The organism is bacterium, from assembly GCA_028821235.1.
GTDB lineage: Bacteria > Actinomycetota > Acidimicrobiia > Spongiisociales > Spongiisociaceae > Spongiisocius.
This window is the reverse complement of sequence record JAPPGV010000038.1, coordinates 17,308-33,762: the sequence shown is the minus strand read 5'-3', so window position 1 is coordinate 33,762 and position 16,455 is coordinate 17,308. Positions and strand designations below refer to the sequence as shown.

At 67.0% G+C, this 16,455-nt stretch carries 15 protein-coding genes; 6 read left to right on the top strand and 9 right to left on the bottom strand.

Annotated features, from left to right (window positions below; genetic code table 11):
* Positions 1–608 (top strand): FxLYD domain-containing protein (locus OXK16_04725; GenBank protein MDE0375251.1); only part of this gene is annotated, 608 nt, incomplete at its 5' end.
* A gap of 64 nt (positions 609–672) precedes the next feature.
* Here the strand turns inward: OXK16_04725 and OXK16_04720 are convergent.
* Both OXK16_04720 and OXK16_04715 read right to left on the bottom strand, forming a co-directional pair.
* Positions 673–1,986 (bottom strand): fuconate dehydratase, encoded by a 1,314-nt coding sequence (locus OXK16_04720; GenBank protein MDE0375250.1) that lies wholly within the window; start codon positions 1,984–1,986, stop codon positions 673–675.
* Positions 1,979–3,643, bottom strand: a complete 1,665-nt coding sequence (locus tag OXK16_04715) for a DUF885 domain-containing protein (protein MDE0375249.1) — start codon at positions 3,641–3,643, stop codon at positions 1,979–1,981. Before OXK16_04715 ends, OXK16_04720 begins: the two co-directional genes overlap by 8 nt.
* Before the next feature lie 108 nt (positions 3,644–3,751).
* Here OXK16_04715 and OXK16_04710 point away from each other — a divergent pair, with 108 nt between their 5' ends.
* Positions 3,752–4,456, top strand: a complete 705-nt coding sequence (locus OXK16_04710) for a hypothetical protein (protein ID MDE0375248.1) — start codon at positions 3,752–3,754, stop codon at positions 4,454–4,456.
* A gap of 108 nt (positions 4,457–4,564) precedes the next feature.
* Here the strand turns inward: OXK16_04710 and OXK16_04705 are convergent, their stop codons facing one another.
* Both OXK16_04705 and glnT read right to left on the bottom strand, forming a co-directional pair.
* The gene (locus OXK16_04705; protein ID MDE0375247.1) at positions 4,565–5,035 is read right to left on the bottom strand and encodes a pyridoxamine 5'-phosphate oxidase family protein; all 471 of its coding nucleotides are present in this window, start codon (positions 5,033–5,035) and stop codon (positions 4,565–4,567) included.
* A gap of 93 nt (positions 5,036–5,128) precedes the next feature.
* Complete coding sequence (gene glnT, locus OXK16_04700; GenBank protein ID MDE0375246.1) at positions 5,129–6,487, bottom strand: type III glutamate--ammonia ligase; 1,359 nt, start codon at positions 6,485–6,487, stop codon at positions 5,129–5,131.
* Between the two features lie 156 nt (positions 6,488–6,643).
* Here glnT and OXK16_04695 point away from each other — a divergent pair, with 156 nt between their 5' ends.
* Genes OXK16_04695 through OXK16_04685 form a run of 3 tightly spaced genes read left to right on the top strand, consistent with a single transcriptional unit; the run spans position 6,644 to position 9,578 of the window.
* Entirely contained in the window at positions 6,644–7,543 is a 900-nt protein-coding gene (locus OXK16_04695) for a glutamine amidotransferase family protein (protein ID MDE0375245.1), read from the top strand.
* Positions 7,540–8,247 carry a glutamate synthase gene (locus OXK16_04690; GenBank protein ID MDE0375244.1) on the top strand — a complete coding sequence of 236 codons (708 nt, stop codon included), beginning with the start codon at positions 7,540–7,542 and terminating at the stop codon, positions 8,245–8,247. The genes OXK16_04695 and OXK16_04690 overlap by 4 nt, the downstream gene beginning before the upstream one ends.
* Positions 8,244–9,578, top strand: coding sequence for an FMN-binding glutamate synthase family protein (locus OXK16_04685; GenBank protein MDE0375243.1), 1,335 nt, complete (start codon positions 8,244–8,246; stop codon positions 9,576–9,578). The genes OXK16_04690 and OXK16_04685 overlap by 4 nt, the downstream gene beginning before the upstream one ends.
* Positions 9,579–9,618: 40 nt before the next feature.
* Here the strand turns inward: OXK16_04685 and OXK16_04680 are convergent, their stop codons facing one another.
* The 5 genes from OXK16_04680 to OXK16_04660 form a co-directional block, all read right to left on the bottom strand.
* Positions 9,619–10,437 carry a hypothetical protein gene (locus OXK16_04680; GenBank protein MDE0375242.1) on the bottom strand — a complete coding sequence of 273 codons (819 nt, stop codon included), beginning with the start codon at positions 10,435–10,437 and terminating at the stop codon, positions 9,619–9,621.
* Between the two features lie 270 nt (positions 10,438–10,707).
* On the bottom strand, positions 10,708–11,307 hold the full coding sequence (locus OXK16_04675) for a hypothetical protein (GenBank protein MDE0375241.1): 600 nt from the start codon (positions 11,305–11,307) through the stop codon (positions 10,708–10,710).
* On the bottom strand, positions 11,300–14,143 hold the full coding sequence (locus tag OXK16_04670; protein ID MDE0375240.1) for a 2Fe-2S iron-sulfur cluster-binding protein: 2,844 nt from the start codon (positions 14,141–14,143) through the stop codon (positions 11,300–11,302). The genes OXK16_04675 and OXK16_04670 overlap by 8 nt, the downstream gene beginning before the upstream one ends.
* A complete protein-coding gene (locus OXK16_04665; GenBank protein ID MDE0375239.1) occupies positions 14,140–14,412 on the bottom strand; it encodes a sarcosine oxidase subunit delta in 273 nt (90 codons plus the stop codon). The genes OXK16_04670 and OXK16_04665 overlap by 4 nt, the downstream gene beginning before the upstream one ends.
* A 16-nt stretch (positions 14,413–14,428) precedes the next feature.
* The gene (locus tag OXK16_04660) at positions 14,429–15,718 is read right to left on the bottom strand and encodes an FAD-dependent oxidoreductase (protein ID MDE0375238.1); all 1,290 of its coding nucleotides are present in this window, start codon (positions 15,716–15,718) and stop codon (positions 14,429–14,431) included.
* Between the two features lie 335 nt (positions 15,719–16,053).
* Between OXK16_04660 and OXK16_04655 the strand changes: the two genes are divergently transcribed.
* Positions 16,054–16,443 carry a DUF3224 domain-containing protein gene (locus tag OXK16_04655; GenBank protein ID MDE0375237.1) on the top strand — a complete coding sequence of 130 codons (390 nt, stop codon included), beginning with the start codon at positions 16,054–16,056 and terminating at the stop codon, positions 16,441–16,443.
* The last annotated feature ends 12 nt before the right edge of the window (positions 16,444–16,455 follow it).

The following is a 16,455-nucleotide window of genomic DNA, read 5'->3' as shown; positions in this document are numbered from 1 at the left end:
TGGAACTCGGACCCACAACCCCCATCGACCTAGCACCCGGAGAGATCGTGGACGTGCGCTTGGACGCCACCACCCAACCCTTCGACACCTGGGTCGCCCACGCCGAAGTGGGCAACCAAGGCACCGACCAGGGCACCGGAGGCGAAGGGGCCAGTGAGTGTCCTGAAGGAACCGAAGGGGCCGGCGAGGGTACGGAGACCGGTGCCGGAGGCGGTGAGGAAAACACCACCCAGTACGGACTCAACGACACCTTCGACCAGGTCCGGGCCGGGTCACGGCTCATCATGAACTACGACCCGGCAGCCAACGCCTTCATCGGGACGGTGGAGAACACCACCAACACCACCCTGACCAACGTCCGGATCGAGATCCACCTCTCCAACGGAGTGGAACTCGGACCCACAACCCCCATCGACCTAGCACCCGGAGAGATCGTGGACGTGCGCTTGGACGCCACCACCCAACCCTTCGACACCTGGGTCGCCCACGCCGAAGTGGGCAACCAAGGCACCGACCAGGGCACCGGAGGCGAAGGGGCCGGCGAGGGCTCCGAAGGATCAGGCGAGGGAAGAGGAGAGGGTCACGGCTCCGAGGGCGGCGGTTCGTAGAACCTCAACCCCAAGCTCCTCCCTACTCGACCCCGGCCCAGCCGGGGTCGAGCCCTTGCAGCGCCTATCGCGCGCTCGTCCCGCGCCAGGCGGGACCCGTGGGATAGCGGAACTCGTCGCGTGACGCGCTCCGGATCTCGGAACTGAACCCCGGCCGGGTCGGCGCGACGTAGCACCCGTCGATGACCACCACCGGATCCACGAAGTGTTCATGCAGGTGATCTACGAACTCGATGGATCGTCCTTCCATCTCGGCACCGATCGCTACGAAGTCGAGCATCGCCATGTGCTGGACCAGCTCGCACAGCCCCACCCCTCCCGCGTGCGGGACCACCGGAACCCCGAACTTGGCGGCCAGCAGGAGGTTGGCGATGTTCTCGTTCACCCCGGCCACCCTCGTGGCGTCGATCTGCATGATGTCGATCGCTCCGGCTTGGAGTAGCTGCTTGAACACGACCCGGTTCTGAACCGCCTCGCCCGTGGCGACCTTTATCGGAGCGACCGCCCGCCGGATGGCGGCGTGGCCGAGGATGTCGTCCGGGCTGGTGGGCTCCTCGATCCAGTAGGGGGAGTGCGACGCCAGCTCGCCCATCCACTCGATGGCCTCCCCCACGTCCCACTTCTGGTTCGCGTCCACGGCGATCAGCACGTCGGGCCCCACCGCCTCGCGGGCCAGCCGCAGGCGCCGCTGGTCGTCCTCGATGGAACCGCCCACCTTGAGCTTGATGAGCGTGAAGCCGTCATCGACCGCCTCACGGCACAGCCGCACCAGCTTGGAGTCGGAGTAGCCCAGCCACCCCGGGCTCGTTGCGTACGCCGGATACCCTCGCTCCAGCAACAGGCGCTCTCTGGCCGCCTTACCGCCTTCGGCACGACGAAACATCTCGACCGCCTCGTCCTCGGTGAGCACGTCCGACAGGTACTGGTAGTCCACCATCGCCGCTAGTTCCTCCGGCGAGAGATCGGCCAGGTACTTCCATAAGGGCTTGCCCGCCACCTTGGCGGCGAGGTCCCAGACGGCCGTGGTGATGGCCGCCGCGGCCATGTGGACGACGCCCTTCTCGGGACCGAGCCAGCGCATCTGGGAATCCTGGGTGAGGAGGCGGGAGAAGGACCGCGAGTCGGCCACGATCTCGTCCAGGTCGAGCCCGACGACCAGCGGGCCTAGCGCCTCGAGCGCAGCCACCTCGATCTCGTTCCCCCTACCCAGGGTGAAGCAGAACCCGTGGCCCTCGACGCCATCGCCGGCATCGGTCCGGAGGATCACGTACGCGGCCGAATAGTCGGGATCGGTATGGACCGCATCCGACCCGTCAAGGTGCTCGGACGTCGGGAACCTGACGTCGAACGCCTCTGCGGCGATGATCCTTCTACCCATTCAGAGCCTCTCCAAGGCCGGCGCGGATGAGCCATCGGAGGGTAGCGAGTGGGATGGAGCCGCTGCCGAGTACGGTCCTGTGGAAGCTCTTGATGTCGAATGCGGCTCCCAGCTGTGCCTCGGACTCGGCGCGCAGGGACTCGATCTCGAGGCGCCCGAGCATGTAGGAGAGAGCTTGGCCAGGGGTTGCGATATACCGGTCGACCTCCTCGGTGATCTCATGGAGGGACATGGGCGAGTGGGCGGCAAGAAACCCGATGGCCCTGCGGCGAGACCAGCCGAGCGCATGGATCCCGGTGTCCACCACCAGTCGGCCGGCCCGCAAGGAGTCGGCGGTCAGCATGCCGATCCGCTCCCAGTCGTCCTCGTACAAGCCCATCTCGTCGGAGAGGCGCTCGGTGTACAGGCCCCACCCCTCGCCGAAAGCCGGCAGGTAGTCGCGGTGGATGTCGTGGATGTCGGGGTTCTCGATGGCCAGAGCCATCTGGAGGTGATGGCCCGGTATGCCCTCGTGATAGGCGACGGCGGGAATCTGGAACCTCGCCCAGGCGGTGGGGTCCGCCACGTTGAAGAAGAAGGTGCCCGGTCGGACGCCGTCCGTCGACGGCGGGTAGTAGTAGGCCATGGCCCCCACGTCGATGGGATGGGCCACACACGGCGCCTCGGGGACGGGATCGAACCACCCGCCCATCACCGCGGCGGCCTTGCCGAGACATCGGAGAGAGTCTGACACCAGTTCTTCAGGGCTTGCATACCGGAGTTGGGGATCATCGCGCAGCCGGGTGTAGATCTCGTCGACTTCACCGGTGCCTAGCAGGGGTCCGGCGATGCGCCTGTACTCGTCCTCCAGCAAACTGACTCGCTCCAGGCCCAGACGGTGGATGGCCTCGGGCTCCATGTCCAGCGTGGTGTGTCCTCTCACCATGTCCCGGTACACCTCGTCGCCGCCGGCCAGGTGGCAGAGACCGGGCTGCTCATCGGGACGTCCGGAGGGAAGGGTGACCTCACCCAGTGCTTCCGCGAAGCCGGCCAGGCCGGGACGCAGGCCCGTCTCGATGGCCTTCACCACGTCGGACCGCCACCGGGCGGCCTCATACGGACCGAATTCGGTGGGAGGGGGCTGGTCTGCGATCGGGTCTTCGGCCGGTGGCCGGGCGAGGACCTGTTCGAGCTTCCCCATGGTCTGGCGGACATGGCGGGCGAGGGGAACCAACCCGGCGGCCCGGCCCTCCCGAAGGCGTTCCACCAGTTGGTCGACCATCGCCGGGAAGCCACGCAGCTTCTCCAGATACCGGGTTCCATGCTCAGCGGTCACCAGAGGTTGAAGGTAGAGCGCCGGAATCAGTGCTCCCAGCAGCCCGCTCTGAGTGCTGGTCGCCTGTAGCTGCGGCCACCAGACCCTCACGCTGGCATCCATGAAGGCGGCCGCGGCGACGGTCTCCGCGAGGATCCGATCGGAGTCCTCCTCGACGGTCACGTGGGCCGCCCTGGAGGCGAACCCGAGGAATGTCTCCCTGGAGCCCGCCAGTCCGTCGGCGGAGAGGTCGTCCCACCGCTCAAGACGACTCAGCTCGCCGCGGGCGAGGTTGGCGAAGTGGCAGTGCTCGAGCCGGAACTCCCAGTACTCGTCGGCTAACTCCTGAGCGGTGACGTTCATCGGACCAGAGCGTACCGGTTGGCGAGGCTGACCGTCGGTGGCGCTGACGCTGGGTTGATGGTGAGCGTTCACTACCCCGTCGGCCTTGGGAGTAACGTGGGACCTACCATGCGTTTGTCCGAAAGGCAGCTCGGCGGCTGGTCACTCCTGCTAGGGACCGCGGCGGTGGCGTTGGGTTATGCCCTCTCGCCGGGCCGCGGCGCTGTGGACACCGTGCCGAGCACCAGCCTCACCGACCTCACGCTGGCGATGGCGCGCAACCAGGAGCTCTCCTACACCGTCCCTCTCTTGATCCTCTTGGGCGGCCTGCTCATGTTTCATGGCCTCCTGACCCTTCGAGGGCATGTCGACCCTCTGGCACAACTCGGCCTTCTGGGGATGGTCTTCGGCCTGGTGTTGCAGATGGTGATGCGAGGCCTCGACTACATGATCACCGGCTTGGGAGTGGCGGCGCTGGAGACCAGTGGGGAGCGAGAACAGGAGTGGCTCCAATCGGCCCACGAGATGCAGCGCCTGGTGTTCGGGCTGCAATTCACCTCGATAGTCGTGGGCTTTACCGGAGCGGCGATCTTGGCACTGGGACTGGCCTTGCGGCCTGAGCCCTTGCGCATTCCCCCGGTGCTGAACTTGGTCGTTGCGGTGCTGTCCGTGGCGGCGCTGGGGCTGTTCATCGCCGCGTGGCATTCGAACACGTTGGAACTGGCGCTGGCGCCCGCTTTCGCAGGGATGTCGCTGGGCGGGATCGTCTACATGGGTCTGTTGGGTTGGAAGTTGATCAAGACAGGCCGAACAGGGAGCCATAGATCAACTTGATCGATCGAGCTACCCGTGGTGGGCTTGCCAAGGCGGGGACGCGAACGGGTCCGGATCGGTTTGAAGACACCTCTCCGCGTGACACCTTTGACCCGAACCGGATAGGGGTCAGGGTAAGCGGATCTCGGCTATCCCGCCCTCCGGCGTCCACGTAGTCACAGCCAAGGACCGATCCACCACGCGAGCGAGGACCACCCGGCTGACGTCGGCCGTGAACAGCGCCATGGTCGAGGGATCGTCGATCGGGAATCGATGGCCTCCTACGAAGAGGGCCACGTCTGTTTCCAGCGCCGGCACGACCCGCCCCTCGATCCGGGCGTCACCCGAAGCCAGGTCCTCCCCGTCGGGGGCACTGTGCACCGAGAAACGCGGATCTCGCCGGAGATCGTCTGCCTTGCGCGAACCGGTGTCCATCGCCAGCCACAGGTGGCCATCCCGGATAGGAGCCTCCATACCCGAGAGACGTGGTGCCCCGTCACGCCGCAGGGTCGCCATCACCGCGTGGCGGTGGCTCTCGAATCTTTCCTGGACGGCGGCAGCCAGACCGGGCGCGGCCTCTCGGAAAGCCGACCACGTCACCGGCACTTCGACCTCACCCCTATACGGGACTCCCGGCACCGGCTCATGTCACCGGACTCGCTGACACCCCCGGGACCGATGGCGCTGAAGCGGTCAGAACAGCGTGAGGTATTGGTCCACCTCGGATCGGGTTACCTGATGGTGGTGGTCGAGGAACTCCTGCCGCTTGACCACCGCGAAGTAGTCGCTGTAGGGCCCGTCGGCCGTCATGCCCAGGCCGGCGCGCAGCACGTCGTTGCCGGCCAGGTTGTCCGCCGCGTGCAGCAACGTCGGCGGCAGGGTCCTGATGCCCCGGGCGGCCACCTCCTCGCTCGAGAGGGTGAAGAGGTTGTCGGTGTTGGGCGCGCCGGGATCCAGCTGGTTGTCGACACCGTCGAGACCGCAGGCCAGGATGGCGGCGAACAGCAGGTAGGGGTTGGCGGCGCCGTCGGGAAGCCGGATCTCGATCCGGTCCGGCTCGGGTACCCGGATCATGTGAGTGCGGTTGTTGCCGCCGTAGGCCGCATAGGCCGGCGCCCAGGTCGCTCCGGAGGTGGGCGCGCCCACACCCATCCGCTTGTACGAGTTGACGATCGGGCACGCCACCGCCACCAGCGACTCGGCATTGGCCAGCAGGCCGGCAGTGAACTGGTAGGCCAGCTCGCTGAGACCCAGACCCTTGCTATCCGTATCACCGGCGGGAAAGAGCGGCTCGTCCGTGTCCCCGGTCCACAGGCTCATGTGGGCATGGAGCCCGTTCCCGGTCCGGTCGGCGAACGGCTTGGGCATGAAGGTCGCAAAGCGCCCGTCCCGCTGGGCCAGCGTATGGACCATGAAGCGGAACAGGATGAGCCGGTCGGCTGTGGTCAGGGCATCCGAGTACTTCCAGTTCTGCTCGAACTGGCCGTTGGCGTCCTCGTGGTCGTTGGCGTAGTTCTCCCAACCCATGGCGTTCATGTGCTTCGACACCTCGGTCAGATGGGGCAGCATGCGGGTGAGCAGGCGGGCGTCGTAACAGGGTCGCGGATCGGTGTCGAGCGGGTCGGCAACCCGGATCGTGCCGTCATCGCCACGAGCCACCATGGAGTACTCGGCTTCGAAACCGGCTTTGAGGACCAGGTTGCGCTCCGCCAGCGAGTCCAGGGCATTGCGCAGGATGACCCGGGGGGCGTAGGGCCACAGCTCGCCCTCCACGGTGGGATCACACTGCATGACGGCGACGTTCGGTTGCCAAGGGAGTTGGGTGTAGGAGGCGGGGTCCGGTATCGCCAGGATGTCGGGCGCGGAAGGGTCCTGGCCCATGGGACCGGCCGCGAAACCTGCGAACCCGGCGCCGTCGGCCATCAGGCCGTCGAGCGCCTCGACGGGCACCAGCTTCGCGCACGGCTTGCCGTGCATCTCCACGAACATGGCGTAGATGAACTCCACGCCATCCGCTTCGATTCGGGACCGGATGTCCTCCACTGAGCCCACGTCAACCTCCTCAGACAGCTTCCCGGCAGGCAGCTTCCCGGCAATCGAGACAGCTACGGAACCCCGGCGAGGGCTGCTGGGAAACGGGACCTCGCTAGTAGTGTGCGAGGCTACATTAGCCCCGCGGTGCTGGGGCGATCCGATCGGGAGGGCACCATGTGCGGCATCGTCGGCCTCTTCTTGAAGACCGAACGGTTCCAGCCGAGGCTGGGAGAACTCACTGCCAGCATGCTGCACGAGATGCGTGACCGCGGCCCCGACAGCGCCGGCTTCGCCGTCTACGACCAGGGTCGAGCCGGGACGACCCGCATAACCGTGCTGGCGGAAGGACAGAGGCCCGACTGGAGCCGGACCGGGGCCGACCTCGAGAACGTTCTGGAGGCCGAAGTGTCGGTCCGGCCGATCCGGGATCACGCCGTTCTCGAGACCGCGGGCGACGGCAGCCGGGCCCGCCAGTGGTTGATCGACAACTCCCCCGAACTCGATGTCCTCAGCTATGGAACCCAGATCGAGATATACAAGGCGGTCGGCGATCCCGATCTGGTAGCCATCAACTACGACCTCCGCTCCCGCTCCGGAACCCACGCCCTCGCCCACACGCGGATGGCGACCGAGTCGGCGGTCACCACCAACGGCTCCCACCCCTTCGCCACCGGAGCCGACACCTGCCTCGTCCACAACGGATCCCTGTCGAACTACAACTGGCTCCGGACCCGGCTCGAGCGGCAGGGCGAGATGTTCCAGACCGAGAACGACTCCGAAGTCGCCGCCGGTTACCTGGCGTGGCGGCTCCGGGAAGGCGACAGCCTGAAGCAGGCCCTCGAGCGCGCCCTGCTGGCCCTGGACGGGTTCTTCACGTTCGCGATCGGCATCGAGGACGGCTTCGCCATCCTGAGGGACCCCATCGCCTGCAAGCCGGCGATCGTCGCCGAGACCGACGACTGGGTGGCCATGTCCTCGGAGTACCGGGCCATCACCCACCTTCCCGACTCCGGCCACGCCACCGTGTGGGAGCCGGCGCCGGGCGTCATCTACACGTGGACCAGGGCTGCGTGAGCACACCGCACCCGGTCACCACGGTCGACCTAGCGGAGACACCGCTGCGCGACCTCAACCGGACGCTCCACCAGGCCCGGCAAGGCTCGTTCCGGGTGCTGAACCCGCGCGGGGCCCATGCGGTCGCGTGCGGCATCGACGCCGACATCGCCGTAGAGGTACACGGTTCGGTCGGCTACTACTGCGCCGGCATGCACCAGAAGGGATCGGTGTACGTGGACGGCAACGCCAGCACCGGGCTGGCCGAGAACATCATGTCGGGAACCGTGCGCATCACCGGCAGCGCCACCATGTCGGCCGGCGCCACCGGCCACGGCGGGCTGGTGGTGATCGAGGGCAACGCCGGGGCCCGGTGCGGTATCTCGCTGAAGGGCGCCGACATCGTGGTGGGCGGCAACGTGGGCCACATGAGCGCGTTCATGGCCCAGGCCGGGAACCTGGCAGTGCTCGGTGACGCGGGCGCCGATCTCGGGGACTCCGTATACGAGGCCAACATGTACGTGCGGGGCGAGGTGGAGAGCCTTGGCGCGGACGCCATCGCGAAGGACATGCGGCCCGAACACGCCCGGACCCTTGCCGGGCTGCTCGCCGCCGCCGGCATGGAGGCCGACCCGTGGGACTTCAAGCGGTACGGATCGGCCCGCAACCTCTACAACTTCCACATCGACGACATCAACGCCGAAGTAGCGAGGAGAGCCGGATGAACGGCCCAGGAGACAGCTGGCGCCTGCGTGAGTCGTACACGTTCGACCGCCATGTGATCGCCGAGATCCACCGGGCGGCCAACACCGGCGTCTACCGGATCCGGGGCTGGGGCGCCAAGCGGAAGATGCCGATCCTCGACGACCTGGTGTTTCTCGGGGCGTCCATGTCGCGCTACCCCCTTGAGGGCTACCGGGAGTCGTGCGGGACCGATCTCGTCATCGGCGAGGAGCGGGCGGCCCGGCCCCTCCGGATCGACATCCCCATCACCATCGCCGGCATGAGCTTCGGCTCGCTATCCGCCCGGGCCAAGGAGGCACTGGGCCGGGGCGCCAGCGCGATGGGCACCTCGACCACGAGCGGGGACGGTGGGATGCTGCCGGAGGAGCGGGAGCACTCATCGAAGCTCGTGTACCAGTACCTCCCTTCACGATACGGGCAGAATCCCGACGACCTGCGCCGAGGCGACGCCATCGAGGTGGTGGTGGGCCAGGGCGCCAAGCCGGGCGGGGGCGGCATCCTCCTCGGCCAGAAGGTGAGCGAGCGGGTGGCGGGGATGCGCACGCTGCCCTCCGGGATCGACCAGCGGTCGGCCTGCCGCCATCCCGACTGGACAGGACCCGACGACCTGCAGATCAAGATCCACGAGCTTCGCGAGATCGTCGACTGGCAGGTCCCGATCTTCGTCAAGATCGGTGCGGCCCGACCCTTCTACGACACGGCCCTGGCCGTCAAGGCCGGCGCCGACGCGGTGGTGGTCGACGGCCTGCAAGGGGGCACGGCCGCCACCCAGGACGTGTTCATCGAGCACGTGGGCATACCCACCATCGCCGCCATCCCCGAAGCCACCCGAGCCCTCCAGGACCTCGACGTGCACCGCGGCTCGGTGAAGCTGATCGCGTCGGGAGGTATCCGATCGGGCGCCGACGTGGCCAAGGCCCTGGCGCTCGGGGCGGATGCGGTCTCGATCGGCACCGCGGCGCTGATCGCCCTCGGCGACAACGATCCCGCTTATGACGACGAGTACCGCAAGCTGGGCTCGGCAGCGGGTTTCTGGGACGACCTCCAGGACGGGACCGACCCGGCCGGCATCGCCACCCAGGATCCTCGGCTGACCGCCCGCCTCGATCCCGTGATCGCGGGACGCCGCCTGGCCAACTACCTACAGGTGCTGACCATGGAGACCCAGACCATCGCCCGGGCCTGCGGCAAGTCGCACGTCTCCAACCTCGAACCGGAGGACCTCGCCGCCCTCACCGTGGAAGCAGCCGCCATGGCCCAGGTACCGGTAGCCGGCACCAACTGGATCCCCGGCGCCAGACGGAAGCGTTAATGCCCACCTTCCATTGGCCTTCACTGTTCCGAGGCACCACCTAACCGCGGCAGTTTGATTCGATAACCCAGTCCCCCTTGGCCTCAACCTGGACTGTTACCCACCCGCTGCCGACTTCGTAACGGACAGCTTTCTCCCATGTTCCGCTCCGGGCAATCTCGTTCACCCACAGAGCATCAAAGCCGCCGGGAGGATCAACCTGAATAACGGCGAAGTTGCTCTCAATATCGCTACCAAAGGACGAGTCAACATTATCATTGACGGTTACGGTAATCGTGCACAACCCACCGCCGATGATCTCCAGATCCGCAACACGAGTCCCGCGACCAGCCACCCTGGAGCTAGTGGCCACCCGTGTGCTGCAGTCGGACTCGATAACCCAGTCCCCCTCGGCCTCAACCTGGACTGTTACCCACCCGCTGCCGACTTCGTAACGGACAGCTTTCTCCCATGTTCCGCTCCGGGCAATCTCGTTCACCCACAGAGCATCAAAGCCGCCGGGAGGATCAACCTGAATAACGGCGAAGTTGCTCTCAATATCGCTACCAAAGGACGAGTCAACATTATCATTGACGGTTACGGTAATCGTGCACAACCCACCGCCGATGATCTCCAGATCCGCAACACGAGTCCCGCGACCAGCCACCCTGGTTGCTGGATAGTCCAGGATCAGCGGCTCGGTCGTGGTTGTCGTGGCCTGAGTGGTTGTCGTGGCCTGAGTGGTTGTCGTGGCCTGAGTGGCTGTCGTAACCGAAACGGCGTCACCACCGGTCACTTCCTCCTGTGGCGTTGTCAACTCATCGTCCCCACCGACCAAGGAGAGAACCACGCCGAGCACCAAGACACCACCAACGACCATGGCCGCCCACATTGCGATCCGACGACACCCTCCGCCTTTGCGTCCGGGTCCGTCGGATGTGGGGGCTGGGACTGGTGTATGGGGTTCCATTGGCAGTCATTCACTCGTTAGAAGTTCTCGGTCTCCGACAGTAACAGAACGTGCGGAAATGGTGTAGGGAAGGAACCAGTTGACCCGCGGATATGCACAAAACACTGATCAGATCATGGGGGACCTGAAGTGGCCCACCTTGGTCGATTCTCCCGCCTGTCCGCCCCGGTCCGTAGCGGATCAACTGCCCATTACTTCCTTGGGATTGATACCGAACTCGTGGCGGGCGTCGAGTATGGCGTCGAACAGGTACTGGCCGTAGGACCGGTCGCAGGAGATCAGGTAGGAGAGGGTGCCGTCGACATCGTTGCGGACGATGTCGCAGGTCACCTTCGCCACCGGGGCCGAGACGGCGGCGCCGTCGGGCGTCATGTGGTCGTTGCAGTCGAGGCTGCACAGCTTCTCCAGCACCGAAGCCGCCTCTGCTCCGGTCAGCCGGAACAGGGCCCGGCTGTGGGTGTGATCGATCACGCTGACATGGCCGGAGCGGTCCAACCTGTCGACCAGGGCCCGGCTCGCAGCGGCCGGACCCAGGATGATCCACTCGTCCGGGCGCTGGCCTACAACGAGCACACCCTCCTCGGTCCGGCTGGTGCCGAAGGAGGCGTCCATCTGGTCGTGGGCGGCCGTCTCAGGTCCGGCCCTCACGATGATCTTGGTGGTAGCGGAGACATCATGGAGGGTTAGCGCCTCGCCGGGCTGGCCGGGCTCCATCGATGCCCCCTCTTGGGACACGAAGCTCCTGCTGACAGGACTCTCGAAGGCGGGGAGATCAGCCACGGACCCGCATTCCATCCGGGTCGAAGTGGGCGTGGTGTTCCATCACCCGAGCGGTGATGCGGCGGCCGTCGAGCAGGACCACAGTGAGCTCCGTACCGGGGTCCGAGACCTCCGGCAGCACCTGGCCGAGGCAGACCGCGCGGTGCAGGGACGGGGACATGCGAGAGGAGGTGATCCGGCCGATGATCTCGTCGGTGCCGGGCCGCACGATTTGCGAAGCCTCGTCCGGCACGACCCGGCCTTCGGGGGGCTGGATGGCTACCAGCACGGGCGCCGATGTGTCTTCCAGGGCCCAGGCCAACTCGGGCTTGCCGGCGAAGTCGTGCTTGTCGAGCTTGATGAGGTGCCGAAGTCCTACGGCTGGGGCCTTGGTAAGCCCGTCCGTGTCCTGGCCCACGATGAAGTGGCCCTTCTCCAGCCGCATGATGCGCTGGGCCTCCACGCCGAACGGCCTGATACCGAGATCCTCGCCGGCTTCCAGCAGAGCCTCCCACACCGCCAGGCCATGGCCGGCGGGAACGTGGAGTTCGAAGGAGAGCTCCCCGGTGAAGCCGATGCGCCACATGAAGCAGTCCGGGATGCCGGCCACCGTCGCGGTGCGCACCTGCATGTACCTGAAGGCATCAGGATCGAGGTCGACATCCCCCGCCAGGCGCCGCATGAGCGTCCGTGACTTCGGCCCCGCCACGTTGATGCTGGTGTACCCGGACGTGACCGGGGTGACGTGAACCTGCCATTCGGGATGCTCGGTCTGGAGCCAGTTCTCGGTCCACTCCCACACCGTCGCGGCGCCGGAACTGGTGGTGGTCATCATGTAGTGCTGATCGCCGAGCCGACCCGTCACGCCGTCGTCGAGGATCACGCCGTCCTCGGCGCACATGATCCCGTAACGCACCGAACCCACCGCCAGCTTCATCCACTTGTTGGTGTAGAGGTGGCTCAGCAGCTTCGGAACGTCGGGGCCGCGGAGATCGAGCTTGCCGAGCGGGGTGACGTCCATGATGCCGACGTTCTGCCGCGTGTTGCGCACCTCGCCGGCCGGGTCTCCGTAGTGATCGGGGCGGATCCACTGGCCGGCCAGCATGAATGTCGCGCCGTTGGTCTCGTGCCAGGGATGGACCGACGACACCCGCACCGGCTCGAACAAGCGCCCGCCCAGGGCGCCCATGGTGATCGGCGCGTACGGCGGCCGCCACACGGTGGTCCCGACCTCGGCGATCGTCTGTCCCCTGGCCTCAGCCAGCACCGCCACCGTGTTGACGGTCTCCAGCTTGCCCTGGCTCGGGCCCATCGTGGCGGTCGTGTAGCGCTTGAGCAGTTCGACGGAGTCGTATCCCTCGGCCGCCGCTCCCACCATGTCCTTCGAACTCACATCCTCGGAGAAGTCGACCACCCCGTGCGTGGTCGACCGGAAGAGGGCCGGATGAGAATCCCGGGGCAGGGCCGGGCGAATATCCGGCGGCCACTCGGGTTCTTCACCGCTTACCGGCCGGGCACGGGCTGTGGCGGCCTGCAGTCGATGGCTCACCGCCCGCGCCCTGGCCGCGGCCAGCCGACCGGTAGCCCTGGCGTGCTCGATGAGTTCATCCGGGCTGCCGTCGCCCACCAGACCTCCGGTTGCCAGGACGTTGCCGATCTGGACCGACGGGAAGAAGCGGGCCGTTGCCTCGTCGTAGACAGGTCGGTCCCCGGACATGTTCAGCAGGGACGTGGGAGCGGTCCAGCCGGCAGCCGTGACCAGCAGATCGCAGTCCAGGGTCCTGCCGTCGGCCAGTTCCACACCCTTGACGCTCTTCGATCCCCCTCGGGCTCGCACGATATCTCCGCCCCGGCGTGCGTCGACCACCGCCACCTCCGCGCCCGTCCGCTCCAGGTCGACGGCGGCGGCGTCCCCGTCGGAGTTGGCCGTGAACACCACCGCGGTGCTGCCCGGTCTCACCGCGCGCATGTTCACGAACCGGCGGACCGCGCCCGACAACATCACACCGGGCTTGTCGTTGCCGTCGAAAACGTAGGGCCGCTCGATCAGACCCGGCGCGGCGATCAGCACCTTGGCGCGGGCCTTTACCAGGCGCTCCACCGCGACAGGGTGGTTGCGCTGGACGATGGCCGTCCAGTTGTCCTCATATCGGCCGGTGACGGTCGAATCGACCAGGACTTCCACTCCGGCGGCTTCGACCGCAGCCGCGAGTTCGGCGGCCAGCGCCCGATCGTGTTCGTCTCCCCAGAGGAGGTGGCCCCCCAGCCGGTGGCCATGCTCCACCAGAAGCACCCTCGCTCCGGCCTCGGCCGCCGCGAGCGCAGCGGCCATCCCGGCCGGGCCTCCCCCGGCCACGACCACGTCGGGGTGGGTGTAGCGCTTGTCGTGGTAACGGTGCGGGGTGTCGAGGTCGATCCTCCCTCCGGGCGAGAAGGTGGCCAGCACCTTCTCGTAGGTCGGCCAGAGCCACATGGGACGCATGAAGGTCTTGTAGTAGAAGCCGGCGGTCAGGAACCGAGAGGCCAGCCCGGTGACCGCTCTCAGGTCGCGTTCGAGCGACGGCCACACGTTCTGGGCCTCCACCGCCATGCCCGGCGCGATCAACCGGTGCGCCGAACGGACGTTGGGATCGTCTCCCACCTGCACCAGCCCGTTGGGATCCCAGTAGTCGTTGCTCATGTAGCCCCGCGGTCGCCGGTACTTCATCGACCGTGAGACGACCCGCACCCCTCCCGCCGTGAGCGCCGAGGCGATGGTGTCGCCCGCGAAACCCGACATCGCCCGCCCATTCCAGGTGAAGCCGACGGGACGGGACCGGTCGATCACCTCGCCGGGCTGGGGTGGGAGGCGCGTCATGGCCTCTTCCCGAGCTTGGCTACGGGTGTCGGCGGGTTGGTGAACTCGTTGCTGACGGTGTCCCGTTCGAGTGTGAAGTACCGGCGGCATCCGGAGCGGCAGTACCAGGTCTCGCGCAACATCCCGGCCGGGTTCGCCCTCTCGTACAGGTAGGAGCGCCACTCCTTGGGCGAGGCCGAGTTGGGATCGGGCCTGGGCCGCGACTCGCCCACGTATCTCAGGTCGGCGGCGTTCCGCGGACCGCAGTTCGGGCAGGGGACGATCAGCATTGGCCGGCTACCACGACTAGTGGCCGACCGCCGCGGCGCCCTTTTCGCCGACGAGGGCATCGCCCTCGAAGCGGGACAGGGAGAAGGGTGCGATCAGTTCGGGGGTCTTGTGCGTGGCAATCGCCTCGGCCATCTGCTCGCCCGACACGGGTCCGGCCTTGAAACCGTAGGTGCCCCACCCGACATCGCAGAGGAAGCCCTCCACCGGGGTGAAGCCCATCACCGGGGAGTAGTCGGGGGTCATGTCGCACAGGCCGGCCCACTGCCGCAGCAGGCGCATGCGGGAGATACCCGGCATGAGCTCGAGCAGGTGACCCGCCGTCCCCTCGGCGAAGTCGAGGGAACCCCGGATGTCGTAGGTGTTGTAGGGGTCTACCGAGGCACCGAACACCAGCTCGCCCCGGGCGGTCTGGCTGACGTAGACATGCAGGGTCCCGGATACCACCACCACGGGCAGGAACACCTTCACCGGCTCGGTGACCGCGGCCTGCAGGGGGCGCGTGCTGATGGGAAGCCCGACGCCGGCCATGTCCGAGGTCAGGGTGGCCCATCCCGCCGTACAGTTCACGACCACCGGGGCGGAGATGTCGCCGCGGTTGGTGCGGACGCCGGTGACCCGACCGCCGGGACCCTTGCCGCCGGGGCCGTCGCCACCGGTGACCATGATGTCCAAGACCTCCGTCTTCTGGTGCATCTCCACGCCCAGGGCGTCGGCCCCGCGCGCATAGCCCCACACCACGGCGTCATGGCGGATGATGCCGCCTGGCGGGTGGTAGAGAGCGCCCAGGATCGGGTAGCGGGGATGGCTCGACGTGTCGAGCGCCGGCGCCAGCTTCTTGATCTCGGCAGGCCCGATGACGCTCGAGTCGACCCCCTGGAGCTTGTTGACCTCCGCCCTCCAGTGCATGGTCCGGAGCGAGGCGTCGCTGTGCGCCAGCGTTATGTGACCGCGCCTCGAGAACATCACGTTCATGTTCAGGTCGATGGCCATAGTCCTGTACAGCTCCAGCGAGCGGTCGTAGAAGACGACTCCCTCGGGCGTGAGGTAGTTGGACCGCAGGATGGCCGTGTTGCGACCGGAGCCCCCGCTTCCCAGATACGACTTCTCGAGCACGGCCACATTGGTAATGCCGTGGTTAGCGGCCAGGTAGTAGGCCGTGGCCAATCCGTGGACGCCGCCGCCGATGACGACCACGTCGTAGCTGTCCCGCAGCGGTACCTCCCGCCACGCCCGCGGCCATGCCCTCTTGCGGGCGCCCCGGCTGACGAGCCGGGCCGCGGAGTATCGAGGGGGGCGTCGCTTCATCGGTCGCGCATGGTAACGGTGCTCCCGCACCATCTGGGGTAGTTGCCACGGCGTGAAACAGCCGACCGGCAGGGCCTCGAGTCAGGATTGCAGGATCCGGCTGAGGTGACGAGCCGCCGGGCCACGTCCGGTGATAGACCCGGCGACCGCGCCTCTCGGACACCACCACGCCAGTTGTTCGGCCCTCTCCACCGTCAGCGGTTCGTCCCACTCGGGTCAGCACAGCAGCCCCTGGAGTTAGAGTCGGTCGCCGGAGGCGAGCCGGTGGCACGATCGTCCCGAATACGGGGCACCGGTCGTCGAGCACCTATCGAGTACGACATAGAGAGGTTGTCATGCCCACCGCCCGCGGACCCATGGACGTGAACATCGAGGGCGAGCCCCCGTACCTGGATCAGGACGGGCTGAAGCTCAACCGTAACGTGGTACGCAAGGTGTTCTCGGGCGACATGGTCGGCGCCTCGGAGGCGCAGATGATCGCGGCCTTTACCGCTACTCCCGGTTCGGCGGGCTACGTGGCCATCGAGCACTTCACCGGCTCGGTGGGCGGGAGGTCGGGTTCGTTCGTGCTCCAGCACAGCGGGGTGATGACCAGGGGCGACGGCCGACTCAAGGTGACGATCGTGCCCGACTCGGGTACTGGCGACCTGGCCGGAATCTCCGGGACGCTCGAGATCCACAACGAGGGACAGCACTCCTACGTCCTCGACTACGAGTTGGCATAGGCGCGCGGGGCG